Source organism: Peptococcus simiae, from assembly GCF_046097595.1.
GTDB classification, from domain to species: domain Bacteria; phylum Bacillota; class Peptococcia; order Peptococcales; family Peptococcaceae; genus Peptococcus; species Peptococcus simiae.
This window is the reverse complement of the sequence record NZ_JBJUVG010000006.1, coordinates 1-26342: the sequence shown is the minus strand read 5'-3', so window position 1 is coordinate 26342 and position 26342 is coordinate 1. Positions and strand designations below refer to the sequence as shown.

The following is a 26342-nucleotide window of genomic DNA, read 5'->3' as shown; positions in this document are numbered from 1 at the left end:
AAATTTCCTGCTACGTTTGTATGTACGTGGTCAGTTTTGTTCCAACACACTTTTATAGGGAGCCTGACCTCGGGCGGTGGATATGCGGCTTAATTGCTACATAGAAGGCGTCTGGGAGGCACCCACCTGCTTGAGCAGGTTCAAAACACTGCGTGCATACGGCGATGTGGGAAATATTTGTCTACAAACGATTGGATACCTGTCCAATCGTTTTTATTGTTAAGGGGGTAGTCATGAAAGTAAGCGGACGACTTCTTGGCGAATTATTCCTGGTTTTTCTGAAAATTGGTGCCTTTACCTTTGGTGGTGGCTATGCCATGCTGCCCATCATTTACGAGGATATCTGCGAAAGGCATAAGTGGATCGATGAAAAGGAAATGGACAAGATCATCCTGATTTCCCAATCCCTGCCCGGGGTCATGGCGGTCAACTGTGCGACCCAGGTGGGCTACCGGCTGCAGGGGATCCTAGGCGCCCTAATCTGCACCCTGGGGGTTATCTTACCTTCTTTATTAATCATTATGATTCTAGCCAATTTAATTATGAAATACCGCAATAATCCGCATGTGGCCAGCATGTTCTTTATGATTCGGGCCGCTGTTTCCGGCCTGGTCTTTGGCGCAGCCGTCAAAATGGGTAAGCAAAGCCTCAAGACGGTTTTTGGCTGGAGCCTGATTATCCTATCTGCCGTCTTTACCTACCTATCGTTGTTTAATCCCATCTTCCTTATCTTGGCTGGGGCCCTAGCCGGCTATATTTATACCCGGGCCGGAAGGGAGGCCGCATGATTTACTGGCAGCTATTTTCTATTTTTTTCATGATTGGTGTCTTTTGCTTTGGGGGTGGCTATGCCATTGTTCCCTTTATTCAGGACTCGGTCGTGGAGCGGGGCTGGATTACCATTGCTGAATTTGCGGATATTATTGCCGTATCTGAAAGCACCCCGGGGCCGATTTCCATCAATACGGCCACCTTTGTGGGCTATAAGCTGGCCGGGGTACCGGGGGCAGTGGTGGCGACCCTGTCCCTATGCCTACCGGCCTTTATCCTGGTCATGACGGTGGTCCGCCTCTTATATACCAAGCGGGGGGCCAGGTTTATGGACCGAATCTTAATTGGCATCCGGCCGGTGGTGGTCGGGATGATCTTCTTTGCGGCCTGGAGTGTTGGCCAGACGGCCTTTTTTACCAGGATTCCCGGCTTGCCCGTCTTTAGCAATGCCTTGGCTGTCGCAGTGGCTGTCCTGGCCGTGGTGGCCACGCTGAAGTACCACATCAGCCCAATCAAAATCATCGCCGGGTCAGCGGCGCTAGGCATCCTAATCAGCTTTTTATAATATTGACACCATCCGGACCTTGCGGTATGATAGCCATAATTTAGTGCGTTAAACCCGCAAAGGAGCGCAATATGTACGAATCAAAACTAGCTAATCCATCTCTAGACCGCCTTTTTCAGGCCATTTCCGTCCTGGAAAGCCAGGAAGAATACTATCGCTTTTTTGAAGATATTTGCACCATCTCTGAACTACATGCCATTGCCCAGCGGTTAGATGTGGCGGTCATGCTTTCCGGTGATGAAACCTACACCCGGATTGCCGAAACAACCGGGGCTAGTACAGCTACGATTAGCCGGGTCAAAAAATGTTTGAATTACGGTGCCAATGGCTATCGGATTGCCTTGGCCCGTCTGGACTTAACTGACGGCACGGAACCAGAATAGAAAGGGTAAACTATGTTTATTAGTACAAGAGGAAATAGTAAAGCGGTTCACGCATCTGAAGCCATTATGCGGGGGATGGTCCCTGAAGGCGGCCTCTACCTGCCGGAGCAGTTTCCAACCATTGCCCTGGCTGACTTTGAAAGCCACCTGGATGATAGCTACCAGGACCTGGCCAAGTGGATTCTGGGCCTCCTTTTAGATGACTTCACTGAAGAAGAGGTCGCGGCATGTGTTGAAGCCGCATACAATGAGGAAAACTTTGAACATCCGTCTGTGACCCCTCTGGTCAAACTGACGGAAGGCAGCTATGTTTTAGAATTGTGGCATGGGCCGACAGCCGCCTTTAAAGACCTGGCTCTCCAGATTATGCCCCACCTCTTGGTGACCGCTTTACGCAAGAATAACTGCCAAAAGGATGTGGTCATCCTGGTGGCCACCTCCGGGGATACCGGTAAGGCCGCTCTGGAAGGCTTCAAGAATGTTCCCGGCACCCAGGTGGTTGTCTTTTACCCTGACCAGGGCGTGAGCCCCATGCAGGAATTGCAAATGACAACAACCGAGGGTAATAATACCCATGTAGTGGCCGTTAAGGGCAATTTTGACGACTGCCAAAGTGCAGTGAAAGAGCTTTTCGCTGACCAGGACATGATCCAAAAGCTGGACCAGGCCGGCTACCAGTTTTCCTCAGCCAATTCCATTAACTGGGGCCGCTTATCGCCCCAGGTGGTCTATTATGTGGCCGCTTACCTGAACCTGGTCCGGCGCGAGCAGATTCAACTCGGCGACCCTGTTGATTTTTCTGTGCCCACAGGGAACTTTGGGAACATCCTGGCTGCCTACATGGCGAAAGAAATGGGCCTGCCCATTGGCCGTCTCATTTGCGCCTCTAATGAAAACAATGTCCTGACAGACTTCTTTAACACCGGGACCTATAACGCCAACCGTCCTTTCTACCGGACCATCAGCCCCTCTATGGACATCCTGATTTCCAGTAACCTGGAACGCTACCTCTACCTTAAAACCGGCGGCGATGGGGAGCAAATCAGCCAGTGGATGCAGGACTTGAAAGCCACTGGGACCTTTACCATTCCCCAGGCTCTGCAGGAAGCCATGGCCGAAGATATCCTCGCAGCCGATGCAGATGCTGAGACCGCTAAAGAGGTCATTGCCCGGGTCTTTGAGGACAGCCGCTACCTCCTGGACCCCCATACTGCAGTGGCCGTATCAGCTGCTGCCAAGGCTGACCACCTGGTGGTGGTCGATGCGACGGCCAACCCCTTTAAGTTCGTTCAAGCAGTCAGTGAAGCCCTGGCTCCGGATAAGGATGTTTCCGAGGCCAATGTTTTGGACCTGATGAAGGAATTATCTGAAGTGACCAATACCCCGGTCCACCGGGCCCTGGCCAAGCTCTCTCAAAGCGGAGAACGGCCCCACCCGGTTATAGAGATTGCAGAGATCCGCGATACCCTTATGGACCTGCTGCCCAAGGCCTAAGGGCCCTTGATAAATAATCCCATGATGAAAAGCCCCCAAGGGCCGGTGAAAATCCAGACCTTGGGGGCTTTTTGTATGGTATTAAAAGAATTGGATAGGGGAGGCCAAGTTCTGCAAGAGGGCTAGGACGCTCCAGGCTGCAGTGACACTGGACTTGGGGTTCTTGGGATCGACCTTCGAACTGATTTCGATGGTCGCCTTAGCCGAAGGGTTCTCGACGGTGACCCGGTGGGTATTGCCTGATTTTTCCGGGTCACTGACCAGGCGGACCCGGGTTTGGTCGGCACCACAGGTGACCAGGCCGGCGGCCACGCTGACATTGGTGTTCTTGGGAAAACCGGCGATGGCTGCCTTGGCATTGCCTTCAAAGGCGGTGACCTTTTCGTCTGTGGGCAGGTCCTTGCCGGCTAGGTAGGGGGCCCCGTTCAGGCTCTTGGGGGCCTTGGTACTTTGGACTTCAGTGGTCGCCCCGCCCATGAGGTAGAGGGTCCGCATGATGTCAAAGCCGCCAAGGGCCCCACTGGTGATATGGATCTTCTGCCCGCTGGCCTTGGCCATCTCGACCAGTTGGGCCAAGAGGGCTTCGTCAGCGAGAGACCCTACAGAGGTAATGACCAGGTCCTTGTGGGCTCTTAGAATCTCCTCCCCATAGGCCTTGACCGCACCAACGCCGGCGATTTCCACCACCAGGTCAGCGGGGCTCTGGATGAGAGCTTCAAAGCTGGGAAAGAGGGGGACGGTCTCCCCATCGACCTGGAGGGAGTCGCCCTCCAGCACCTGGTCGTAGATACCGACCAGCCGGTAGTCCGCCTTGAGGCGGTCTAAGAGGGCCGATACTAAAATCTTTCCCAAGGCACCATAACCAATCACTGCTAATTCTTTCATCTTTTTCCTCCCGGACTTATTCTTTAACTAGAAAACCTTCTTTTTCCAGCATAGCTTCCACTTCGTCCAAGGTCTTTTCATCATCAGCAGAGACGGTGTGGAAATGGTAGCCATCGGTGATATTCTTCAAGGGGGTGCTGACGCTGGTGTAGATGTTATTCATGAAGTTTTGCACGTCCTTGCGGGACTTTACATCCATCCTGGCATTGATTTTGCCATAAATGCGGTGTTCAACAAAGACATCCTCACAGCTGGCCCCCAGGTCCACGATGAGGTTGAGCTCATCTGTAATCTGGTCATCTCGGTGCCGGCACTTAAAGACCCGCTGGTGGCCGTTGGCCACTTCGATATAGTAGCCCCGGCTGGTGGCGATAACGGGCACCGCCTTGGCCCTTAGGAGGCCAATATCCTGGACGATGACCTGGCGCGAGACATCAAAGGCCTTGGCCAGCTCATCGCCGGGCAGGGGGGTGTCGGTCCCCTTTAACCGCTTTTCTAAGGCCGTCAGCCGGTCTTTTTTACTCAGGGTCATGGGATAACTCCTTCATGGATAGGTCCAGGACCGGGGCCGAGTGGGTCAGGGACCCACTGGAAATTAGGTCGGCGCCTAGGTCCTTGTACTGGTGGAGGTTGGCCAGGTTAATATTGCCGGAAAGCTCAACCAGAGCCCGGCCTTGGATTAGGCCCACCGCCTCCTTAATGGTGTCAGGGCCCATATTATCCAGCATGATGATATCGGCCCGGGCGTCAAGGGCCTCCTGGACCTGGTCCAGGCTCTCGACCTCTACTTCAATTTTGCGGACAAAGGAGGCATAGGCTCGGGCCTTGTCTATAGCGGCCTGGATGCTGCCCGCCGCCTCAAGGTGGTTATCCTTGAGGAGGACCCCATCTGTGAGGTTATAGCGGTGGTTGGCCCCACCGCCGACGGTAACCGCATACTTGGCAAAGAGGCGAAAGTTAGGGGTGGTTTTTCTGGTATCCACAATCTTGGTTTTTGACCCGGCCAGGATATCGGCCATCTTGCGGGTATAGCTGGCAATGCCGCTCATCCGTTGCAAGAAGTTCAGGGCCACCCGTTCACCGGTCAGGAGGGTGCGGATTTTCCCGTAAACGATGGCTATCACTTCGTCCGGTTGCACCCGGTCCCCGTCTGCCTTCTGGAAGGATACACGGCTTTCTGCATCCAGTAAGGTGAAGACCCTTTCAAAAACCGCCAGGCCGGCTAAGATGCCCTCCTCTTTGGCGAGGAGCTTGACCCGGCCCCGGGCCTGGGCATCAATGACCGCATTGGTGGAAATATCTTCTTCATTGATGTCTTCCTTGAGGGCAGCCAGGATATAGTCATCGATTAAAAAATGGTGTAACTGATTGGTCATACAGGCTCCTTTCTGCAGCTTGTTTTAGCCACAAATCGCCAGCATCCGGGTTAGGGGGAGTTTGGCCCGTTCTGCCAGGCTGGGATCGACATGGACTTCATTTTTCCCTGTTTTTAAAATATCAATGATATCATCGAGTTGGACCTGCTTCATTCCCTTACAGACTAAGTCCGGGAAGATAAAGGTCCGGTCCGGGTAGGTCTTTTCCAATTCGTAGCGGATTCCTTCTTCAGTGATGATGATATTGACCTCCCGGTCCAAGTCTTTGACAGCGTTGATGATCCCCTTGGTGGACCCCTTGTAGTCTACCAAGTCAAGGACCTCCGGTTTACATTCCGGATGGGCTAGGATAACCGCATCAGGGTAGGCTTCCTTCAGGGACTTGATCATGTCAGGGGTCACCTGGTCATGGATGGGGCAGCAGCCCTTGTTGTTGATGAAGTGCTTGTCCGGGAAGAGGGGCTCAATATTTCGGCCCAGGTTGCCGTCAGGAATAAAGAAGATGTTTTGACTTTCAATCGCCCCGACCACCTTGGCGGCGTTAGAGGAGGTGCAGCAATAGTCCGACTTGGCCTTGATTTCTGCCGTTGAGTTGACATAGCAGACCACCGCCAAGTCCGGGTATTTTTCCCGCATGGCGTCGATTTGCTCAACCGTGACCATGTGGGCCATGGGGCAATCGGCAGTGGGGTCCGGCAGGTAGACCTGCTTGTCCGGGTTTAAAATCTTGACCGTTTCGCCCATGAATTCAACCCCGGCCATGATAATGTGGTTGGCATCAATGGTTGTAGCCAGCTTGGCTAAGGTGAAGGAATCGCCAACATAGTCGGCAGCGGCTTGGACCTCCCCATTGACATAGTAGTGGGCAAGGATGACCGCATTCTTTTCTTTTTTTAATTTTTCCAGTGTGTTCTGATCCATAACTATCTCCAATCCTCTTGTTTATTGTAAAAGTTTTGTGAAATCGCATTTACCAGATTCCATGATACCATAAACCAGGAAAAGGACAAGACAAGTGTCTTGTCAGTAGTATATTTTTTCGAATAGCTGGTTTTTACAGATTGAAGGGACCATCTTTTTAAAGCGAGTCCGACAAAAGTGAAAAAGGCCTGTTTATCTTGGTAGGGCTAAGGTTTTTTCTATATTTAAACCGGCTTCCGCCACCTTTGTCAGTCATTTATAATAAAAGATAAAAAAACACTTGCTTTTTACTTAGAATTGAGGTATTATAATTCTCGTAGCTTCGGGGATATGGCGCAGTTGGGAGCGCGTCTGAATGGCATTCAGAAGGTCAGGGGTTCGAATCCCCTTATCTCCATAAGTGATAATACTGTCGTGGACAGTAAGAGAAGAACCGCTCTATAGAGCGGTTCTTTTTTTATGCTATGGGACTGAAAGGATCTGTTTTAAACTCAGCTCTAAAGCTATTATCTAAACCTAAGCAAAACGATTCCAGGTATTTTGCAAAGCGGGTGGCTGTTTTTTTGCTTTTTGGCGATACAACTCTATTAGGGTGGTGGCGGTGGCTGTATTGATGGGCATGGGGCGGACAGACTTTTTATTTTTGGGGTTGCCGGGATGGTTTTTCCTTGGTCGTCTGTGGTGGGGACTTGTTTTATTTCGATGGCTTGACTATCAAGGTCAACGTTTTCCAGGGTAGGGCTAGGGATTTCCCCTATGCGCATGTCTGTAAAGGCCGGCAGGCGGAAGAAGGGATAGAGGATAGGCCTGGCGTCTTCTTTGCAGGCGTCAGGGAGGGCATTGAGCTCTTCTTTCTCCCAAATATGGCAGAATTTCAATCTTTTTAGAGCAAATAATATAAAATCTTACTTCACGTCACTTTGAAAGGTGATGGCTTTACTTAAGATGCGGAGTTGATCTAGTTCGATTCCTGCATAGATTAAAGATCAGCAGGCTGCGTTTACGGTGCGCAGCTCAATGGCGTTGAAGTCTTTATGGTAGTAGACTGGCTTTAAGGTAGCTTTGTCATCTATTATAACGGCGGCTATTTCGCCTTCTTCAACGGTGGACTGATTACGCATGAACACCATGTCGCCGTCACGAATGAAGGTGCCAATCACGCTGTCGCCTTTGGCGCCTAGGGCGAAATCGGCTCGGGTGGTATGGTCAAGTGGTTGACTTAATCCTGGGATTTATCCGGGACTAAAATGCCGGTTTAGTGTGATACTATGTAAGTGTAAAAAGTTGTCTTTTCTCCTTTTCAGCATCCCTCGTGGATGCGTTTTTATTGCAAATTAAGTCTTTTTGATATACAATGTATGACAAGGAGGCGATGACCATGAGCGTGGTATCTTTGCGGTTAAATGAGTCGGAGGAAGAACTTTTTAAAAGCTATGCAGCCCACACCGGACGGCCCTTGTCGGAGCTTTTCAAAAGGGCTTTAGCTGAGCAGATAGAAGATGAGTTAGACTATAAAACCGGCATCCTGGCCTTGGCTGAGCACCAAAAGAACCCGCGTGAGGTTGGGATTGATGATCTTATAGAGGAGCTGGAAAGTGGGCTATAGGTTAATCATTAGCGACCGGGTTCACAAGCAAATCAAGAAGATGGATAAGCATGTCGGTCTAATGCTGGCGAAAGACTTGAAGAAGCAGCTGGACGGCCTTGCGGACCCCCGGTCCAAGGGCAAAGCCTTGGCTGGTGAATACCAGGGCTTGTGGCGGTACAGGATTGGCCGCTACCGGGTTATATGCGATATTAGAGATGGAGATCTTGTTATTTTGGCCTTGGCTATAGGGCACAGGAAAGATATTTATACAAAATAAGACACCTACCCGGGTGTCTTTTTTGATGCAAAAGAAAGGTGGTGTCTTTGTTGGATAGAAGGTGTCGATTGAAAGCAGGGGGCACGTGCCGGAATTAGAGCTGGTGGCGGTCGGCGTGAATGATCGACAGTGGTTTTTTGTGGATGAATACCTAAAGGACCTCAATGCGACGCAGGCTGTTACGTGGAAGTCTCTGCCCACATAGGCGCCCGGCCCAGCCATGCTGACTGGCAGGAAGGCGTTTATTACTGGGCAGAGAAAGACAAGACCGGAGACGGCAACCAAGCCGGCCTACCGGATTTTATTGAGGCGACAGAATACGGCAGCGGGCCCGGTCTTTGTGGCTGGAACTGCCGGCATTCCTTTTTCCCTTATTTCCCCGGCCTATCTGAACGGACCTATAGCAAAAAGGACCTGGAGCATATAGACCCTCCCCCTTTTGAATATGAAGGGCGGACCTATACCGCCTATGAAGCCAGCCAACGGCAGAGACAGCTGGAGCGGAACATGCGTAAGACCCGGCGGACCATTATCGGCTACCAGGCAGCCGGAGCCCCGGATGTCAAGGTCGCTGAACAAGTCATCCGCTTGCGTCGGCAAAGAGAGGCCTACAGGAAATTCTCCAGGGCCGCTAACCTCCGGCCTAAGCTTGAGCGAACAGCAGTTGGCGGGTATAATAGAAGTATAAGCAGCAAGGCCGTATGGAGCCATAGGCGGGCGCAGGACATTTATTTAAAAGAACCCTTTATACAAAGACGGCTGGATTTTATAGATAAATGGACTGGGGAAAAAAGCTTCATCCCATCCGGGGCGAAAATCGGTTACGCTAAAACCATTGCTCAAGGTGAAGAAATTCGTATTGTTCAGCGATTAGTTGATCAATATGGCGGAAAACCTGATGATTGGGCAAAAAAAGTAGGGCGGATTGATTCTAAAAAATATTATCATGATGTCCATTGGTATGAGCATCAAGGGAAGCAATATGAGGCAAAAGTAAAGGACAGGAGAAGGTGGAAAAATGCAGACAGTTGAGGTATATCAATGTGAATTAGATAAATCTATCCCACTAGAATACATCGGTACGGTTAAATATTCCGGTGCCAGTTTTGGTGTTGAAGGCTTAACGTCCGGAAAAGAGTATGTCATTGTCAAAAATAGAAGTGGATTGTTAGCGGTTGTCGATGACAGCGAGGAAGATTACCTTTATGATTTATCAAATCCGCGTCCAGCAGATGGTACGTCTCCCGGCGGAAAGTTCAAGATTGTCGATGATCCACTAGGTATTTTAGCGGGATTAGTTGAGTAAGGTATCATGAATAACTTCACCATCATCTACCGTATCCTAAAGGTCCTTAACACTGCCCTAGACTGCCCAGAACCGGACATGACCCGGATTTCCGCTGAACAACTTGGGATTAGTCCCGTAAAAAGGGATAATATCTTAAGGTTAATGCAGGAAGAAGGCCTCATTAGGGGGCTGGGCATAACGGACTATTTTGATGGCGTCCATTATGTGGACGACAGCCAGGTTCATATTACTTTTGCAGGTATGCAATACTTGCAGGAGAATAGCATGATGCAAAAGGCCGCTAACCTTGCCAAGGGTATAGCGGACACAATCTTATAGCCAACCACCTGGAAGGGTGGTTTTTTCATGCCAATCATCAGCAAAGGGGGGTGAGGCGGATGGGACACAAGTCAATGGTTCTGAAGCTCTAGGAGGTGGTCCATTATCTCCCACGCTGGGTGACGCGAAGCGACCTGGACACGTCGTTAAAAGGTCTATTTTCTATGCCCAAAACGCTTATGGCATAAAACTGTGACGGATGTCGTCTTACAGGACGTTAACAAGGAGGTAACCAATGCCGGAAGATAAAACCACGCCTGCCGCAGAAGAACAGGCAGACCAGGCGGCAGAAACAAAAACCGAAGCCCCAGAGGACCAGGCGCCGCGGGACGAAGAGAAGCGCTTTACCCAAGCTGAAGTAGATGCCATTGTGCAAAAGCGCCTCCAACGGGAAAGGAACAAGGAGAAAGACCAGCAAGCAGACCAGGCTGAAGACGCAGAAACCAAACAGACGTTAGCAAATTTACAGGAAGATATGCGAGCCATGCAGGTGGAGAACTACGCCTTAAAGAAGGGCGTCGGCGAAAACCACATCGGCTATAGAGCCCTTTTGTATAATTATTAGATAGACTTTTTATCTCCAGATAAGAAAAAGTCGTCGCGATGTGAACTGACCCCCTAAAGTCGGATTTCTTGGTCCAACTTTAGGGGGTCAGTTCAAAAGAGCGGCTTTTTTATTAAATGGCTTGGGCGATATAGTCACCGATGGCGCTGCAGCTGAGCTCCTGCATGCCGGGGGTGAGGGTATCTGCACTCCGGTAGCCTTGGTCTAAGAATTGGTCGACGACTTTTTCAATGGCCCTGGCTTCTTTGGAAAGGCCCAGGGAGTAGTCCAGCATCATGGCGGTGGAGAGGATGGTCCCGATGGGGTTGGCAATGTTTTGGCCGGCAATATCCGGGGCAGACCCGTGGATGGGTTCGTAAAGGCCAAAGCTGCCCTCTGCCATGGAGGCAGAGGGGATCATGCCGATGGAGCCGGTGATCATGCTGGCAACGTCGGATAAAATATCCCCAAACATATTTTCAGTGACGATGGTGTCAAACTGGCCCGGGTTCCCGACAATCTGCATGGCGGCGTTATCGACATACATGTAGTTGACGTCTACATCGGGGTAGTCTGAGGCCATGGTCTGGCAAATTTTTCGCCAGAGCTTGGAAGAGTCGAGGACATTGGCCTTATCTACCAGGCAGAGCTTTTTATTCCGCTTTTGGGCGGTGGTAAAGGCAACGGTTAGGATCCGGCGGATTTCTGCTTCAGAATAGCGCAGGTTATCCTCGGCATAGGTTTGGCCATCTTCCTCGAAGGTCTGGTGGTTGCCGAAGTAGATACCGCCAGTCAGTTCTCTGACGATGACAAAGTCAAAGCCCTGTTCGCTAATGTCTGCCCGTAAAGGAGAGGCGGCTTTTAGCTGGGAAAAGAGCCGGGAGGGGCGCAAGTTGGCATAGAGGCCAAGACGCTTGCGGAGGGCCAGGAGGCCCTTCTCCGGGCGGATTTCCTTGGGCACGTCATCCCACTTGGGACCGCCAACGGCCCCCATGAGGACGGCATCGGCTGCTTGGCAGGCGGCCAGGGTTTCGTCCGGCAAGGGCTGGCCGTGGCGGTCGATGGCAGCGCCGCCAAAGGCGTACTCCTGGATGTGAAAGCTGTGTTGGTACTTGTCGGCGACGGCCTGGAGGACCTTAACGGCTTGTTGGATGATCTCTGGGCCAATGCCATCGCCGGGTAAGACTGCAATTGTTTTTTCCATAAGGCTCCTTTCTAGGCTTGGACCTTGCCTTTTTGAATATAGTTAATCCAGCCGCCATCTTGAATGATTTCCTGGATAAAGGCCGGGAAAGGTGGGGCCTGGTAACTTTCATTTTTGGTGATGTTCTTGATTTCGCCGGTTTGCAAGTTGACCTGGACTTCATCGCCGGCCTCGATCCGGTCGACGGCTTCATCGCATTCGATGATGGCCAGGCCGATGTTGATGGCGTTGCGGTAGAAAATCCGGGCAAAGGTGCGGGCGATGACGCAGGAAATGCCGCTGGCCTTGATGGCAATCGGGGCGTGTTCCCGGGAAGACCCACAGCCAAAGTTCTGGCCGGCCACGATGATATCGCCTTCCTTGACGGTATCGGCAAAGTCGGCGTCAATATCGACCATACAGTGCTTGGCCAATTCATCCGGATTGGATGTGGTTAAATAGCGGGCCGGAATGATAACATCCGTGTCCACATTGTCTGCATATTTATATACTTTTCCGCTCATGGTGCAGCCTCCTTTAGTTTAATTCCGCCGGTGAGGTGATTTTACCTGTAATGGCGCTGGCGGCCGCCACGGCCGGGGATGCCAGGTAAACTTCGGAGGAGGGATGACCCATCCGGCCGACAAAGTTCCGGTTGGTGGTGGCTACACAGCGTTCATTTTCGGCCAGGATCCCCATATGGCCGCCTAAGCAGGGGCCACAGGTCGGGGTGGAAAAGACGGCGCCGGCTTCTACAAAGGCCTGGGCATAGCCTTTTTCCACCGCTTCCAGGTAGATCTTCTGGGTGGCCGGGATGACAATCATCCGGACCCCATCCGCAACCTGCTTGCCCTTAATCAGCTCAGCGGCAATGGCTAAGTCAGAGAGCTTGCCATTGGTGCAGGAACCGATGACCACCTGGTGGATGGGAATATCCTCTTTAATCTCGTTAAAGGTGCGGGTATTGGAGGGTAGGTGGGGGAAGGCGACGGTGACTTCCAGGCTGGAGAGGTCAATCTCAATAACCTGGCTGTATTCAGCCTCCTCATCAGGCTGGTAGACGGTGTAGGGAACGTCGGTGCGGTCGGAAACATAGGCTTCTGCTGCTTCATCGATGGCAAAGATCCCATTTTTAGCACCGGCTTCAATGGCCATGTTGGCCATGGAGAAGCGGTCATCAACGCTCAGGGAGGAGACCCCGGGGCCGGTGAACTCCATAGACTTGTACCGGGCACCGTCTACGCCGATTTTACCGATAATGTAAAGGATAATGTCCTTGCCGGAGACCCAGGGCTGCAATTCACCCTTTAATTCAAAGCGGATGGCTTCAGGCACCCGCAACCAGGCCTTACCGGTCCGCCAGGCGGCGGCAACGTCCGTTGACCCAACTCCGGTACTAAAGGCGCCAATGGCCCCATAGGTGCAAGTGTGGGAATCGGCCCCGATGACAATCATGCCTGGCCGCACCATACCTCGTTCAGGGAGGAGGGCGTGCTCAATGCCCATCCGGCCGGCGTCAAAGAATTGTTTGATGGCATGCTTTTTACAAAATTCGCGGGTCCGTTTGGCCTGCTGGGCAGATTGGATGTCTTTATTGGGGACAAAATGGTCCATGACCATGGTGATTTTATCCGGGTCAAAAACCTGGTCAAAACCGGCTTTTTCAAAGACATCAATACTGACCGGGGAGGTAATATCGTTACTTAATACCAAGTCCACGTCCGCCAGGATGAGTTCACCTGGACGGACATAGGGGACATGGGCATGGGCAGCTAATATTTTTTCGGTCATCGTCATGGGACGTTGGTTGGACATGGTCAGGCTTCCTTTCGCAGTTAGATTTGTTCGCTTTTATTGCGACTAATGATTTGGTTGACCCCATTGATATAGGCCATTAAGCTGGCGTCAATAATATTGGTGCTGGTGGCGCGGCCGGTGTAGTACTTGCCTTCGCAGGAGAGTTTAATCAAGGCCTCACCCTGGGCATCGACCCCTTCGGAAATAGAGTTGATTTGATAGCTTTCCAACTGGGCATCTACCCCAATAATATTGTTAATGGCGGAATAGGCGGCATCGATGGGGCCGTCGCCCTTGGCCACTTGTTCAATGATGGATTTGTCTTCGTCACGGTTCAATTGGACACAGGCCATGGCAGAAACCAGGGACCCGACATTGGCATTGAAGGCCTTTAAGCTGTAGTAGGGGGTGATTTGGCTGCTCTGTTGGCCCATGATAACGGATTCAATATCCCGGTCGCTGATGTCCTTCTTCTTGTCGGCCAAGTCTTTGAAGCGGTGGAAGGCGTCGTTCAGCTCTTCTTCCGTTAAGTGGTAGCCCATATTTGCCACTTCGGCCTTAAAGGCATGGCGGCCGGAGTGTTTCCCTAAGACCATCCGTTGTTCCGGATAGCCGATGTCTTTTCTGGACATGATTTCATAGGTAGACTTGTTGGACAAGACCCCATGCTGGTGGATGCCGGACTCATGGGCGAAGACGTTTTTCCCGACAATGGGCTTGGTCGGTGCGACAGGGACCCCGATAATAGCGGACAGCATCCGGCTGGTCCGGTAGATTTGCTTGGTATCAATCCGGCAGCTGGCCTGGTAATAGTCCTGGCGGGTCTTCAAGATCATGGCCACTTCTTCAAGGGCACAGTTGCCGGCCCGTTCACCAATGCCGTTAACGGTGCATTCCACCTGGCGGGCGCCGGCTTCGATGGCGGCCAAGGAGTTGGCCAGGGCCAGGCCCAGGTCATTGTGGCAGTGGGTGGAAATGATGACATCGTCAATGCCCTTGACATGGTCTTTTACGCCCTTGATCATGACGGTCATTTCAGCCGGGGTGGCATAGCCGACGGTATCCGGCAGGTTGACGACACTGGCGCCGGCGTCAACGGCTCGCTGGCATACTTCCCAGAGGAATTCCGGCCGGGTCCGGCTGGCATCTTCAGCAGAGAATTCAACCTGGTCGCACTTGGACTTGGCATAGGAGACGGCTTCGGTGACCTTGTCCAAAACCTGGTCAGGGGTCATCTTCAGCTTGTATTCCATGTGGATATCGCTGGTGGCAATGAAGGTATGAATCATGGGCTTGGCAGCGTGTTGGACCGCTTCATAGGCCTTGTCAATGTCGCTTTTTAAGGCCCGGGCCAAGGAGACAACGTAGGCATTTTTTACGGACTTGGCAATTTCAGTGACAGACCGGAAGTCTTCCGGCGAGGAGGCAGCGAAGCCTGCTTCAATGCAGTCAACGCCTAATTCATCTATTTGGGCGGCCAATTGCAGCTTTTCCTTTAAGTTCATGCTGCAGCCGGGGGATTGCTCACCGTCACGCAAGGTAGTATCGAAAATACGAATTTGTTTCATGGTGGGTTCCTCACTTTCTTTGCTTTTCTATGTCATAGGAATTTTGCTAGGCGTTGTGGGTGGTAGGCGTAAAAAAGACCTCGTCTCTACATGTAGAGACGAGGTCTTGGGCTCGCGGTACCACTCTATTTGAAGATAATCATCTTCCCCTTTATCACATCGGCCGTAGCGAATGTGTTCTCAAGATAACGGTAGAGAGGCCGTCCTTCCTACTTAGCTGGGCTGTTCAGTTGGCTGCTCAGAGGGGAGTCTCCCTATCCGCCTTGTCGTTTTTCACCGGCCAACGACTCTCTGTAAAGGCTTTCCTAGAGATAAGTCCTCATCAACGCTTTTGTTATATAATACATATCTTAATGGTTTCTCTGTATCATGTCAAGGGCTTTATTAGAAAAAGTTAAATAAATCTGTTCAAGCTGAATTGATGGCTCCGATCAACCTGCTTGGACTAACTTAAGGCCGGCGTCCAGACCGATGATTGAATTGGGCCTAGCCCTTTGATATAATCACAGGTAATGATAACTTGTGATTTTGTAGTGAAGTACTGATGAAGGCCTGTCAAAGAAAGGACGCATATGAAGCCCTTTGTTCATTTACACAATCATACCGCTTTTAGCCTGCTGGATGGCGCCGGGCGCGTAGAAGATGAGGTGAAGCGAGCAGCGGAGCTGGGTATGCCGGCGCTGGCCATCACCGATCATGGGGTGATGTACGGCGCCGTTCAATTTTATAAAAGCTGCCAGGCCCATGGGATAAAGCCCATTATTGGCTGCGAGGTCTATGTGGCCCGGCGGTCCCGCTTTCAAAAAGAAAGCGGCCGGGATGAAAAGCCCTATCACTTAATCCTGCTCGTTGAAAATGAAAAGGGCTACCACAACCTCTGCCAGCTGGTGACCCAGTCCTACCTGGAAGGCTTTTATTACAAGCCCAGGATTGATCGCGACCTCTTGGCCAAGCACCATGAGGGGCTCATTTGCCTATCGGCCTGCTTGGGCGGCGAACTCCCCCAGATGATTATGGACGGGAATGAAGCAGCGGCCCGGGAAGCGGCCCTTTGGTACAAGGAAACCTTCGGCCGGGATAACTTTTATCTGGAGCTGCAAAACCATGGCCTGCCCGAACAGCAGGTCGTTAACGATGCCTTGATCCGCCTGGGCAAGGAGTTGGACCTTGACCTGGTATGCACCAATGATAACCACTACATGAAGCGGGAAGATGCGGAAGTCCAGGATGTCATGCTCTGTATCCAAACCGGCAAGACCCTGGATGAGCCGGACCGGATGCGGTTTGATAATAATGAATTTTATTTAAAAAGTTACGACGACATGTTGGCGGCCTTTCCCAACCAGGAAGCCGCCCTGGACCGGACCGTTGCCATTGCAGACCGGTGCCAGTTTGACTTTACCTTTGGCTGCAACCACATGCCCTACTTTGATGTACCGGAGGGCTATACCATTCCCGACTACCTCAAAAAGTTGTGCCTGGATGGCCTGGCTGACCACTATGAGACCGTCGATACCCCCCTCTTAGAGCGGCTGGATAAGGAGCTTTCCGTCATTGGCCGGATGGGCTATGAGGCCTACTTCCTCATCGTATGGGACTTTGTGGACTATGCCAAGCGGAACGGTATTTATGTAGGGCCGGGCCGGGGGTCAGCAGCCGGGAGCCTGGTGGCCTATGCCCTGGGCATTACAGCGGTAGACCCCATCAAGTATAACCTCCTCTTCGAGCGGTTCCTGAACCCGGAACGGGTCAATATGCCCGATATTGATATCGATTTTTGCTATGAGCGGCGGGGAGAGGTCATTGACTATGTGACTCAGAAATACGGGGCCGACCATGTATCGCAGATTATTACCTTTGGGACCATGGCCGCCCGGGGGGCCGTCCGGGATGTCGGCCGGGTGATGAATGTCCCCCTCTCAACCGTTAACCGGGTTTGTAAGCTCATCCCCTTAGAGCTGGGGATGACCATCGACAAGGCCCTCAGTGCCGCCCCGGACCTCCGCCAGGCCATGGCTGACGATGACCAGATTGATAAGATGATCCGGATGGCCCAGCGGCTGGAGGGCCTGCCCCGCCATGCCGGGACTCACGCTGCCGGGGTGGTGATCAGCCGGGAGCCTATGACCCACTATCTGCCCCTCCAGACCGGCGGGGATGATGGGTCGGTGATTACCCAATTTTCCAAGGACGAGGTCGAGGAGATCGGCCTCTTGAAGATGGACTTCCTCGGCCTACGGACCCTGACCGTGGTCAATAAAACCATCGAGCTCATTGAAGAAAGACACGGCCGGACCATTGACTTTCAGACCATCGACGAAAATGACCCACCCACCTATGACATGCTCTCCAGGGGGGATTCCCTGGGGGTCTTCCAGCTTGAAGGCAGTGGCCTCCGGGTGGTGCTCAAGGATTTAAAGCCCAACTCCCTGGAAGATATCATCGCCCTGGTGGCCCTTTATCGGCCCGGCCCCTTGGGCAGCGGCATGGTCGATGACTTTATCGCCCGGAAGCATGGCGAAAAGGAAATTGAATACCCCCATATGCTTCTGGAGGATATATTGCAGCCCACATATGGGGTTATCCTCTACCAGGAGCAGGTCATGCAGATCGCCAGCCGCCTGTCGGGCTTCTCCCTGGGCGAGGCAGATATGCTGCGTCGGGCCATGGGGAAGAAAAAACCGGAAATTATCGAAGGCTTCCGGACCCAATTTATAGAGGGGGCCCTTAAAAATGGGGTCAGCCGTGAGCAAGCGGCCCATATCTTTTCCCTGATCGAATACTTTGCCGGCTACGGCTTTAATAAGAGCCATAGCGCCGCCTATGGGGTCCTGGCCTTCCAAACGGCCTGGCTCAAGTGCCATTATCCGGCTGAATTCATGGCGGAGCTCTTAAACTCCTTTGTCGATAATGCCGACAAGGTGACCTTCTACATTAAAGAATGCGTGGACCTGGGCATCCCGGTCCTGCCGCCGGATATCAATGAAAGCGGTAAGGGCTTTACGGTGACCGCCGAAGGGATCCGCTTTGGCTTAAAGGCCATCCGAGGCGTCGGTGACGGCCCGGTCGAGGCCATTACAGAGGCCAGGGAAACCGGCGGGCCCTTCCAGTCCCTCCAGGACTTCTGCCAACGGGTGGACCTGTCCCAGGGGGTCAATAAGCGGGTCTTAGAGAGCCTGATTCGTGGCGGCGCCTTCCAGGAAATTACGCCCAATAAGCGGGCCCTGCTGGCGATTTTAAATGACTGTGTCCTTGAGGCCCAGGCCCTGCAAAAGGCCACCCATTCCAACCAGGTTTCCCTCTTTGATGTGGCGGATATTGACCCGGCGGCGCAATTGGCGGCCATTCCCCTACCGGATATTCCGGACTATGACAAGGCCGACCAGCTCCGGATGGAAAAGGAACTTCTAGGCATTTATGTCAGCGGCCACCCTCTGGACGACTACCGGCAAACCCTCCGGGCCCATCGGTCCGGGACGGTCAGCGACTTAAATGACCAAATGGACGGCCAGTACATTACCCTGGGCGGGATTTTAAGCGGGGTCCGCTTTCAAACCACCAAAAAAGGTGACCTGATGGCCTATGCTGAGCTGGAAGATGAGACCGGCAGCCTGAACCTCCTGGTCTTTCCCCGGTCACTCGGGGCCGTAAGGCGGTACCTGGAAGACGGTGAAATTGTCCTGGTCAGCGGCAAGTACCAGGCGGAAGAAGATGAGAAGAAGTGCTTCGTGAATGATATCCGCCCCCTAAGCGAGCTGGGCCCGGCGGCCAAAAAAGAGGCCCCGACGTCTTCGCCTGCGCCCCAGACGACAGGAGAGGCAGATAATAAGCCCCTGGCCCTTTTTGTCAAGGTCCACAGCCGGAACCAGGAAGGGGACTTATTGGCAGTGCTTAAGGGCCATCCGGGCCAGCGCCCGGTTTACTTTTACTATCCCGGTGACAAGAAGCTGGTGCGCTTGGATCCGGCCTATAACGTAGACGCTTCAGAATCGGTCCTGAAGGAACTACGCCTATACCTACCATATGATGATGTCACATTTACCGAACACCGGGGAGGTGCCTAATGGCCGAAGAACGTCTTAACCTGCGGCAGGCAGCTGTCGCCAAATTGCAGGCGCGGGGGATTGATTGTGAGGATATCGCTGCCCTCGTCTATGATTTACAAAACAAATATTTTCCCCACCTGACCCTGGCCGATTGTACTGTAGCGGTAGAAGCGGTTTTAAACAAGCAGGATGTCCAGTTTGCCATCTTGACCGGCCTCTTCTTAGATGAGTGTTGTGAGCAGGGGCTCATGCCGGAAGGGCTTCAGGAGGCCGTTAAAAACGATGAGGGCCTCTTTGGCATTGATGAGGCCCTGGCCATGTCCATTGCCAATATTTACGGCACCATCGGGGTTACCAACTTTGGCTATTTGGACAAGCAAAAACCGGGCATCATCGGCCGTTTAGATGGCCATCCTACCCATGTGCATACCTTTTCTGATGACTTGATTGGTGCAGTGGCCGCCGCGGCAGCCGCCCGCATCGCACATAACAGTAAATGAGGTGACTTATGAAGATTGCAGTTTACTCCGGCACCTTTGACCCGGTAACCAATGGCCATTTATCTGTTTTAGAGCGGGGGGCCCGCCTATTTGAACATGTCTATGTAGCCGTGGCCCGGCAGAACTATAAAAATACCCTCTTCACCACCGAAGAGCGGCTGATCCTCCTGGAGGATGCCGTCCGCTGTATCCCCAATGTTACGGTCGAAGCCTTTGACGGTCTTTTGGTGGACTTTGCCAAAGAGAAGGGGGCAGTCGGTATTTTGCGGGGCCTGCGGGTCATTACGGACTTTGAATACGAAATGCAGATGGCCTCTTTTAACAAGTACCTTTGTCCCAGTATTGATACGGTGTACCTGACGGCAGCGCCGGAATTTTCATTTGTCAGTTCCAGTATGATTCGTAATATTGCTGAACTGGATGGGGATGTTTCCGCCTTTGTGCCCTGCGGGGTGGCAGAAGCCCTGCGGGAAAAATACGGTTTTTCCGATGGTAGGGGCCGGCTTTGTCCCGATGGAATAGAGAAGACCTGTTTTTAGTCAAAGGCCTTTCGGCCCTGTGCCCTGAGCCTAAAAAGTTGGATGAGCAGATGGCCAGCTTTTTAGGCTCAGGGCATTATTTTGTATAGGCGTCTGGGCAAGAAAAAAGCAGCCTTTCGGCTGCTTAATTTGGTTAAAACTATTTCATGAGCGGTTGCAAGAGGCCATAGGTGCCGCCTTTGCGGCGGTAGACCACATCGATGGCGTCGCTTTCAGCATTTAAGAAGATGAAGAAGTCGTGGTCGAGGAGTTCCATCTGCATGATGGCTTCTTCCGGGTCCATCATCCGGACATGGAATTGTTTGACCTTGGAGATTTTATCGGCGATATCCTCCTGGTCCGCTTCAGCCTGGTCAGCTTGTGCTGCCTTCAGGTCTGCTTCTTCTTGGCGCATTAACTCGCCAATGTTAATCTCCGTTTGTTTGGCCTTACGGTTGATCCGCGTTTTATACTTGCGGACCTGGCGCTCGATTTTATCAACCACTTGATCAATAGACGCATACATATCTGCGCTGGACTCCTCAGCGCGCAAAATAAAGCGATTGATGGGAATGGTGGCTTCCGCCCGTTGATCGCCTTTTTCTACGAGCAAGGTGACGTGCCCCTCTAATTCATTGGAAAAGTATTTTTCCAACTTACTGAAGCGCTTTTCTACGTAGCTGCGTAGGGCGTCGGTTACTTCAACGTTCCGGCCTTTAATTGTGAGTCGCATACATCCTCATCCTTTCTTGGGTGGATCTCAGTCAAAGTTGACAGATCCTTTTCATATCCTATACCCGCCAAAAGGTCCCCGGCAAACATTAAATAATTAGAAAACTTTAATTAATTGTCGGCCTGGTTAAAAGATTCGAGGGCATGGAATAAGTCACTAACACGGTCGTTACAAATAAAGTAAGTGGCCCGCTGCCCCTGCTTTTCAAAGTCCACAAACTTATAGGCTCGGAGCAGGGCAAGGTGCTGGGAGAGGGAGGATTGGGACAAATTGGTGTGTTCGTTAATCAATTGGTGGATGGTTGTAACCGATTGAGGAGACTGGGCCAGGATGTTCAATATCATTAGACGGTTGGCATTGCCCAGTAATCTTAATACATCCGCCATTTGCCGGAAGGGCAGGTCGCCCTCAGTGGCCGGGAGAGGATGTCTAACAGCTTGTGGTTGGCGCATATTAATCTCCTCCTATTCAAGATAAACCTTGGCAGGTTATAGCAGACTGTTTTATGAATAGGGATATTATACCATTTTTCAGAATACAATAAAAGAATGAATTGCGAATTATTCGAACTATTTGTTTATTTTTAAATTAAGTGGACTTTTACCTATGAAATATTAAGGAAAAACGCCATTTACAGGGGTCATCTTGTGAAGGTTAGGATTTCATAGTATAATGAACCAGTTGTTTCAGTACAATTCAGCTATTCATTAAGAAAGTAGTGAAGGAATGGGAATAGATACCTTAATCCGTCGACTCGTCGATGATAATAAACGGGATGTTAAAAAATTAACCCGCAGAGCTGCGGAAGTGGGACAATATGAAGATACCTACAAGGCCTTAAGTGATGAGGACCTGGCGGCTAAGACACCGGAATTTAAAGACCGGCTCAAGGCCGGGGAATCCTTAGATGATATTTTACCGGAAGCCTTTGCTGTGGTACGGGAAGCCTCAGCTCGGATCTTAGGCATGCGGCACTTTGACGTCCAGCTCATGGGTGGGATGGTTTTACACCAGGGCCGGATTGCCGAAATGAAGACCGGGGAAGGTAAAACCCTGGTAGCGACCCTGCCGGCTTACCTGAATGCCCTGGAAGGCAAGGGCGTTCATGTTATTACGGTCAACGATTATCTGGCCAGCCGTGACGCCGAACAGCTGAGACCCCTGTACGAATTTTTAGGCCTCAGTGTCGGGCTCATCGTTCATGGCCTTTCCTATGAAGAACGCCGGGACGCTTACGCTTGTGACATCACCTATGGGACCAATAATGAATTCGGCTTTGACTACCTGCGTGACAATATGGTCATGCACGTGGAAAATATGGTTCAGCGCCCCTTAAACTATGCCATCGTCGACGAAGTAGACTCCATCTTAGTCGACGAAGCCCGGACCCCTCTTATTATCAGCGGCCCGGTGGCCAAGGCCAAGGACCTCTACACCCCCATGGCTCAAGTGGTCCGGCGATTAAAAGAAGAAGACTACACCTTTGATGAAAAACTGAAAACCGTGGCCCTGACGGAAGAAGGGGCTGAGCACGTGGAAAAAATCCTGGGCCTTGACGAGCCCTTGACCGCAGAGAGCAATATGGAAGTTGCCCACCACGTGAACCAGGCCCTGAAGGCTCAAGTCCTCATGAAACGGGACCGGGACTATGTAGTCAATGATGGCGAAGTCATCATCGTTGATGAATTCACCGGCCGGCTCATGTATGGCCGCCGCTATAGTGAAGGTCTGCACCAGGCCATTGAAGCCAAAGAAGGGGTGCAGATTGAAAAAGAAAGCCAAACCCTGGCCACCATCACCTTCCAGAACTACTTCCGGATGTATAAAAAGCTGGCCGGCATGACCGGGACAGCTAAGACCGAAGAAGACGAATTCCGGTCTATTTACGGGATGGACGTTGTCATTATCCCGACCAATAAGCCCATGATTCGGGAAGACAAGCCGGATATTATATACCGGACTGAGGACGGCAAGTTTGAAGCCGTAGCGGATAAGGTTGAAGCCCTTTATAAAAAGGGTGAGCCGGTCTTGGTCGGGACCGTTTCCATTGAAAAATCTGAAAAACTCTCGGATATTTTGAAACGGCGCGGCGTTCCTCACCAGGTCTTAAACGCCAAGTTCCACGAACAAGAAGCAGATATCGTTGCCCAGGCCGGGCAAAAGAAGACCGTTACCATCGCCACCAACATGGCCGGCCGTGGGACCGACATTGTCCTCGGTGAAGGCGTTGATGAACTGGACGGGCTCTATATTATCGGCACTGAACGGCATGAAGCCCGCCGGATTGACAACCAGCTCCGTGGTCGTGCCGGCCGTCAAGGGGACCCCGGGGTAACCCAATTTTATATTTCCCTGGAAGATGACCTGGTCCGCCGGTTCGGAGCAGAAAGCCTGCCCGGTCTCATGGATAAGGTCGGCATGGATGATACCATCCCCATTGAAAACCGGATGGTGTCCCGGGTTATTGAAGGGTCTCAAAAACGGGTCGAAAGTCGGAACTTTGAAGTCCGTAAAAATATCCTGGAATATGATGATGTCATGAACAAGCAGCGTGAAATCATCTACGCCCAGCGCCGGCAGGTTCTGGAAGGCGAAAACATGAAAGAATCCATCCGGGCCATGATTGAACGGATTGCCGAAAGCCTGGTGGCTGAAGCCGCCCAAGGGGAAGAGTACCCCGAAAGCTGGAACCTGGATAAGTTTGCTGACCGGATCAACGAAGTCTTTGGTCTAACCGATGTGGTCGATAAAGACCGCTTTGTTGAAATGGACCGGCAGGAAGTCGAAGACCTCTTAAAAGACCGGGTCATTGCCCGCTATGAAGAGAAAGAAGCCGAAATCGGCGAAGACCTCTTCCACCAGATTGAACGCAATGTCCTCCTGCAAACGGTCGACTCCAGCTGGATGGACCACCTGGACGCCATGGACCAAATGCGGGCCGGGATTGGCTTACGGGCCTATGGTCAGCACAAGCCCATCAATGAATATAAAAATGAAGCCTTTGACATGTTTAACGACATGATCTATAACATTCAATACGAAACCGTCCGTCTCATGTACCATGTGTCTGTTTCCAGACCGGAAGAAACCGTCCAGGAAACAACCCCTGAAGAACGGACCGACATCTTAAATGCCCGCCACGGGGACGAAGAACCGGCTAAAAAACAGCCCATCGTCAAAGACCAGAAAATCGGTCGGAATGACCCCTGCCCCTGCGGCAGCGGCAAGAAATACAAACACTGCCACGGGCGGAATGCCTAAGCCAAGCGCCCAGGCATCAGATTTAAATTATACAAAGGGATGTGACTTATGGACTACGAAGTACACAAGCTATTTCAACTGTCTCAGACACGTCTCAGAGATTTGAGTGAATCTCTTTGACCTGCCTCACTTAAAAGACCAACTTGCAAAACTGGAGGCCCAAACCTTAGAACCGGACTTTTGGCAGGACTCTGAGGCGGCCCAGGGCGTCATGCAAAAGAAAAAGAGCATGGAAGGCAAGCTCCGCCGGTATGAAGGCCTGGCTGAAGCCCTGGATGATGTAGAAGTGGCCTTTGAACTCTACAAGGAAGAGGCCGACCCCGGCCTTGAAAAAGAAATTGAAGCCGCCTTAAAAAAGGTGGATGCCGGCTTAGACCAGTTTGAGCTGGAAACCATCCTAAACGGCGACTACGATGCCAACAATGCCATTGTGACCATCCACCCGGGGGCCGGCGGCACCGAAAGCCAGGACTGGGCTGAAATGCTCTACCGGATGTACGTCCGTTGGGCCGAGCGGCACGGCTTTAAGGTGACCATCCTCGACTACCTGGATGGCGATGAAGCCGGGCTCAAGAGTGCCACCATCCTCGTGACTGGCGAAAACGCCTACGGCTACCTCAAGGCAGAAAAGGGCGTCCACCGGATGGTTCGGATTTCCCCCTTTGACTCATCCGGCCGGCGGCATACCTCTTTTTCTGCCGTTGAAGTCATGCCGGAAGTTGAAACAGACACCGATATTGACATTGATCCCAAAGACCTGTCTGTAGACACCTACCGGTCCACCGGGGCCGGTGGCCAGCACGTCAACAAGACAGAAAGTGCCGTCCGGATTACCCACCTGCCGACAGGCATTGTCGTCCAATGTCAGAGCGAACGGTCTCAAATTCAAAACCGGGCCACAGCCATGAAAATGCTGACCAGCCGCCTGGTTGAAGAAAAAATCAAGGCCCAGGAAGCAGAAATCGCCAAATTACACGGCGACCAACAGGAAATTGGCTGGGGGTCTCAGATCCGGTCCTACGTTTTCCACCCCTACACCATGGTGAAAGACCACCGGACCAATACCGAAAAGGGTAACGTCCAGGCTGTCATGGATGGCGACATTGATGACTTCATCAACGCCTGGCTGAAAAATGAAGCCGCCAAACGGGCCAACCGCCAACAAGCTGAATAAAGCAATCCCCCTTCACTGGATGCGTGAAGGGGGATTTTACTTGGTTGGCGAGGATTGAAGGATTGGACGTTTGAGCGTATTGCTAATACAGTTGACTTATGTTATTATTAATAACATCAATGTAGGCTTCTCGCCTGCTTTCGTGCTGTAATTTTAAATTATGAAATGTAGAGTTGAGAAAACAGGGATAAAATGGAGCTGAAGGATTCACTTAAAAAGTGAGAGGAAAATTAATCTGATAAGTTTAAATTTGATATAGTAAAAAGAATTCGAAATGGCTACTTTTATCCAAAGGAGTTGTATATAAAGTGAGATTGTTACTTGATGTGCTATTGACTATTGCTACGGGTGGCTTATGGTTGGTTTGGTTATTGATTAAGTTCTTAAGAAAGAACAGTTAGGTGAAACTTTAGTGACGATAAGATTTTAGCAATCGCCATTCTAAGTAAGTCCTATAAGAAAATTAGATCGCCTAACGTGGTCTTTATCCTAGACCGCCTTTTGAGTACTTCATCAGCTTTCAAGATTTGTGTTCGAATATCTTTATCGTGACTTTTAGCAGACCACATGTATATTGTAGAGGTATATTATGATTGACTCCCTAAAAGTAAAAAATATCGTACAAAAAATTGACCCCAATACGGCTAAAAAAATTGTTCAGAGTACGATAACTGCTGCGGCTATTATTAATTCAAGGTTGGAAAAAGTTTCGGATTTAAAGAGAGAAACTGAAGTTAAAGTCCCGGATTTATATAAAAAGGGATTTCCTATTACCATAGATGATGCAGAAAAACGGTTGAAGCAATGTGGGCTAGGCATCTGTAAAATCCCCTTGACGGTACAAGAGGCGAAAGCTAAGTATAGAAATTGTCGCATGGATGAGGTGATTTCCTCTAATAAAAAACAAGGCGCCCAGGCCCTTATTGGTGAAACTATAGATGTCCGCTATGTACCAGAAGAAGTCATCAGGGAAAGCCAAAGAATATTTGAAGCGGCAGAGTTGAAAAAACAGACAGATAAAGAACGTGTCATAGAAGCGGCTAAACGAGGCGCTGATAAAGTATTGCCAAAGAAAAAATCATCAAAGACAGAATAAGTAGCTGTCACTATAAAAAAGGAGATGGGGCCTTT

28 protein-coding genes, 1 tRNA gene, 1 other RNA gene and 1 other annotated feature are annotated in these 26342 nt (G+C 51.3%); of the genes, 18 read left to right on the top strand and 12 right to left on the bottom strand.

Annotated elements, in window-relative coordinates; genetic code table 11:
- The first annotated feature begins 1 nt into the window (after position 1).
- The 5 genes from ssrS to thrC all read left to right on the top strand — a co-directional run bounded on the left by ssrS (position 2) and on the right by thrC (position 3213).
- Positions 2 to 177: non-coding RNA, 6S RNA (gene ssrS / locus ACKQTC_RS05280), on the top strand.
- Between the two features lie 56 nt (positions 178 to 233).
- A complete protein-coding gene (locus ACKQTC_RS05275) occupies positions 234 to 788 on the top strand; it encodes a chromate transporter (RefSeq protein WP_408977386.1) in 555 nt (184 codons plus the stop codon).
- Positions 785 to 1336 carry a chromate transporter gene (locus ACKQTC_RS05270; protein ID WP_408977385.1) on the top strand — a complete coding sequence of 184 codons (552 nt, stop codon included), beginning with the start codon at positions 785 to 787 and terminating at the stop codon, positions 1334 to 1336. Before ACKQTC_RS05275 ends, ACKQTC_RS05270 begins: the two co-directional genes overlap by 4 nt.
- Positions 1337 to 1407: 71 nt before the next feature.
- A complete protein-coding gene (locus ACKQTC_RS05265) occupies positions 1408 to 1719 on the top strand; it encodes a YerC/YecD family TrpR-related protein (RefSeq protein ID WP_408977384.1) in 312 nt (103 codons plus the stop codon).
- Between the two features lie 12 nt (positions 1720 to 1731).
- Positions 1732 to 3213, top strand: a complete 1482-nt coding sequence (gene thrC / locus ACKQTC_RS05260; protein ID WP_408977383.1) for a threonine synthase — start codon at positions 1732 to 1734, stop codon at positions 3211 to 3213.
- An 81-nt stretch (positions 3214 to 3294) separates the two neighbouring features.
- Here the strand turns inward: thrC and ACKQTC_RS05255 are convergent, their stop codons facing one another.
- From ACKQTC_RS05255 to nadA, 4 genes are read right to left on the bottom strand one after another with little or no spacing between them, the layout of a single operon-like run.
- Positions 3295 to 4098 carry an aspartate dehydrogenase domain-containing protein gene (locus ACKQTC_RS05255; protein WP_408977382.1) on the bottom strand — a complete coding sequence of 268 codons (804 nt, stop codon included), beginning with the start codon at positions 4096 to 4098 and terminating at the stop codon, positions 3295 to 3297.
- Positions 4099 to 4114: 16 nt separating this feature from the next.
- Positions 4115 to 4630, bottom strand: coding sequence for a transcription repressor NadR (locus tag ACKQTC_RS05250; protein WP_408977381.1), 516 nt, complete (start codon positions 4628 to 4630; stop codon positions 4115 to 4117).
- Positions 4617 to 5474 carry a carboxylating nicotinate-nucleotide diphosphorylase gene (gene nadC / locus ACKQTC_RS05245; RefSeq protein WP_408977380.1) on the bottom strand — a complete coding sequence of 286 codons (858 nt, stop codon included), beginning with the start codon at positions 5472 to 5474 and terminating at the stop codon, positions 4617 to 4619. Before nadC ends, ACKQTC_RS05250 begins: the two co-directional genes overlap by 14 nt.
- Before the next feature lie 24 nt (positions 5475 to 5498).
- Entirely contained in the window at positions 5499 to 6395 is an 897-nt protein-coding gene (gene nadA / locus ACKQTC_RS05240; protein ID WP_408977379.1) for a quinolinate synthase NadA, read from the bottom strand.
- Between the two features lie 324 nt (positions 6396 to 6719).
- Between nadA and ACKQTC_RS05235 the strand changes: the two genes are divergently transcribed.
- Positions 6720 to 6792, top strand: a tRNA-Ala gene (locus tag ACKQTC_RS05235).
- 190 nt (positions 6793 to 6982) lie between these two features.
- Here ACKQTC_RS05235 and ACKQTC_RS05230 read toward each other — a convergent pair.
- A complete protein-coding gene (locus ACKQTC_RS05230) occupies positions 6983 to 7273 on the bottom strand; it encodes a site-specific integrase (protein ID WP_408977378.1) in 291 nt (96 codons plus the stop codon).
- A gap of 108 nt (positions 7274 to 7381) precedes the next feature.
- Entirely contained in the window at positions 7382 to 7555 is a 174-nt protein-coding gene (locus ACKQTC_RS05225; RefSeq protein ID WP_408977377.1) for a LexA family protein, read from the bottom strand.
- A 218-nt stretch (positions 7556 to 7773) separates the two neighbouring features.
- Between ACKQTC_RS05225 and relB the strand changes: the two genes are divergently transcribed.
- The 6 genes from relB (at position 7774) to ACKQTC_RS05195 (ending at position 10452) form a co-directional block, all read left to right on the top strand.
- On the top strand, positions 7774 to 8001 hold the full coding sequence (gene relB / locus ACKQTC_RS05220; RefSeq protein WP_408977376.1) for a type II toxin-antitoxin system RelB family antitoxin: 228 nt from the start codon (positions 7774 to 7776) through the stop codon (positions 7999 to 8001).
- Positions 7991 to 8260 carry a type II toxin-antitoxin system RelE family toxin gene (locus ACKQTC_RS05215; protein WP_408977375.1) on the top strand — a complete coding sequence of 90 codons (270 nt, stop codon included), beginning with the start codon at positions 7991 to 7993 and terminating at the stop codon, positions 8258 to 8260. Before relB ends, ACKQTC_RS05215 begins: the two co-directional genes overlap by 11 nt.
- A 183-nt stretch (positions 8261 to 8443) precedes the next feature.
- Positions 8444 to 9292 carry a phage minor capsid protein gene (locus tag ACKQTC_RS05210; RefSeq protein WP_408977374.1) on the top strand — a complete coding sequence of 283 codons (849 nt, stop codon included), beginning with the start codon at positions 8444 to 8446 and terminating at the stop codon, positions 9290 to 9292.
- On the top strand, positions 9279 to 9566 hold the full coding sequence (locus ACKQTC_RS05205) for a hypothetical protein (RefSeq protein WP_408977373.1): 288 nt from the start codon (positions 9279 to 9281) through the stop codon (positions 9564 to 9566). Before ACKQTC_RS05210 ends, ACKQTC_RS05205 begins: the two co-directional genes overlap by 14 nt.
- Positions 9567 to 9572: 6 nt before the next feature.
- Positions 9573 to 9887, top strand: a complete 315-nt coding sequence (locus ACKQTC_RS05200; RefSeq protein WP_408977372.1) for a YjcQ family protein — start codon at positions 9573 to 9575, stop codon at positions 9885 to 9887.
- A 235-nt stretch (positions 9888 to 10122) separates the two neighbouring features.
- Complete coding sequence (locus ACKQTC_RS05195) at positions 10123 to 10452, top strand: hypothetical protein (RefSeq protein ID WP_408977371.1); 330 nt, start codon at positions 10123 to 10125, stop codon at positions 10450 to 10452.
- Between the two features lie 112 nt (positions 10453 to 10564).
- On the opposite strand, the gene leuB is transcribed toward ACKQTC_RS05195, so the two are convergent.
- The 4 genes from leuB to ACKQTC_RS05175 are packed head-to-tail and all read right to left on the bottom strand — an operon-like array spanning position 10565 to position 14979.
- Entirely contained in the window at positions 10565 to 11635 is a 1071-nt protein-coding gene (gene leuB / locus ACKQTC_RS05190; RefSeq protein ID WP_408977370.1) for a 3-isopropylmalate dehydrogenase, read from the bottom strand.
- Positions 11636 to 11646: 11 nt separating this feature from the next.
- Positions 11647 to 12138, bottom strand: coding sequence for a 3-isopropylmalate dehydratase small subunit (leuD, locus tag ACKQTC_RS05185; RefSeq protein WP_408977369.1), 492 nt, complete (start codon positions 12136 to 12138; stop codon positions 11647 to 11649).
- 13 nt (positions 12139 to 12151) lie between these two features.
- On the bottom strand, positions 12152 to 13429 hold the full coding sequence (gene leuC / locus ACKQTC_RS05180) for a 3-isopropylmalate dehydratase large subunit (RefSeq protein ID WP_408977368.1): 1278 nt from the start codon (positions 13427 to 13429) through the stop codon (positions 12152 to 12154).
- A 20-nt stretch (positions 13430 to 13449) separates the two neighbouring features.
- Entirely contained in the window at positions 13450 to 14979 is a 1530-nt protein-coding gene (locus ACKQTC_RS05175; protein ID WP_408977367.1) for a 2-isopropylmalate synthase, read from the bottom strand.
- 91 nt (positions 14980 to 15070) lie between these two features.
- Positions 15071 to 15314, bottom strand: a binding site (T-box leader).
- 237 nt (positions 15315 to 15551) lie between these two features.
- Here ACKQTC_RS05175 and ACKQTC_RS05170 point away from each other — a divergent pair.
- From ACKQTC_RS05170 to coaD, 3 genes are read left to right on the top strand one after another with little or no spacing between them, the layout of a single operon-like run.
- The gene (locus tag ACKQTC_RS05170; RefSeq protein ID WP_408977366.1) at positions 15552 to 19043 is read left to right on the top strand and encodes a DNA polymerase III subunit alpha; all 3492 of its coding nucleotides are present in this window, start codon (positions 15552 to 15554) and stop codon (positions 19041 to 19043) included.
- A complete protein-coding gene (locus ACKQTC_RS05165) occupies positions 19043 to 19525 on the top strand; it encodes a phosphatidylglycerophosphatase A family protein (protein WP_408977365.1) in 483 nt (160 codons plus the stop codon). The genes ACKQTC_RS05170 and ACKQTC_RS05165 overlap by 1 nt, the downstream gene beginning before the upstream one ends.
- 8 nt (positions 19526 to 19533) lie before the next feature.
- Complete coding sequence (gene coaD / locus ACKQTC_RS05160) at positions 19534 to 20064, top strand: pantetheine-phosphate adenylyltransferase (RefSeq protein ID WP_408977364.1); 531 nt, start codon at positions 19534 to 19536, stop codon at positions 20062 to 20064.
- A gap of 139 nt (positions 20065 to 20203) precedes the next feature.
- Here coaD and hpf read toward each other — a convergent pair whose 3' ends face one another.
- Both hpf and ACKQTC_RS05150 read right to left on the bottom strand, forming a co-directional pair.
- Positions 20204 to 20776, bottom strand: coding sequence for a ribosome hibernation-promoting factor, HPF/YfiA family (gene hpf, locus ACKQTC_RS05155; protein ID WP_408977363.1), 573 nt, complete (start codon positions 20774 to 20776; stop codon positions 20204 to 20206).
- 110 nt (positions 20777 to 20886) lie between these two features.
- Positions 20887 to 21228, bottom strand: a complete 342-nt coding sequence (locus ACKQTC_RS05150) for an ArsR/SmtB family transcription factor (protein WP_408977362.1) — start codon at positions 21226 to 21228, stop codon at positions 20887 to 20889.
- A gap of 274 nt (positions 21229 to 21502) precedes the next feature.
- Here ACKQTC_RS05150 and secA point away from each other — a divergent pair, with 274 nt between their 5' ends.
- The 3 genes from secA to ACKQTC_RS05135 all read left to right on the top strand — a co-directional run bounded on the left by secA (position 21503) and on the right by ACKQTC_RS05135 (position 26307).
- Positions 21503 to 24037, top strand: a complete 2535-nt coding sequence (secA, locus tag ACKQTC_RS05145; RefSeq protein ID WP_408977361.1) for a preprotein translocase subunit SecA — start codon at positions 21503 to 21505, stop codon at positions 24035 to 24037.
- Positions 24038 to 24085: 48 nt separating this feature from the next.
- Positions 24086 to 25211 (top strand): peptide chain release factor 2 gene (prfB, locus tag ACKQTC_RS05140; RefSeq protein ID WP_408977360.1). Its coding sequence is split into 2 segments (ribosomal slippage): positions 24086 to 24154 and positions 24156 to 25211, totalling 1125 coding nucleotides; the frame shifts between segments, so codons are not numbered across the junction.
- A gap of 589 nt (positions 25212 to 25800) precedes the next feature.
- Positions 25801 to 26307 carry a hypothetical protein gene (locus ACKQTC_RS05135; protein WP_408977359.1) on the top strand — a complete coding sequence of 169 codons (507 nt, stop codon included), beginning with the start codon at positions 25801 to 25803 and terminating at the stop codon, positions 26305 to 26307.
- Positions 26308 to 26342: the final 35 nt, after the last annotated feature.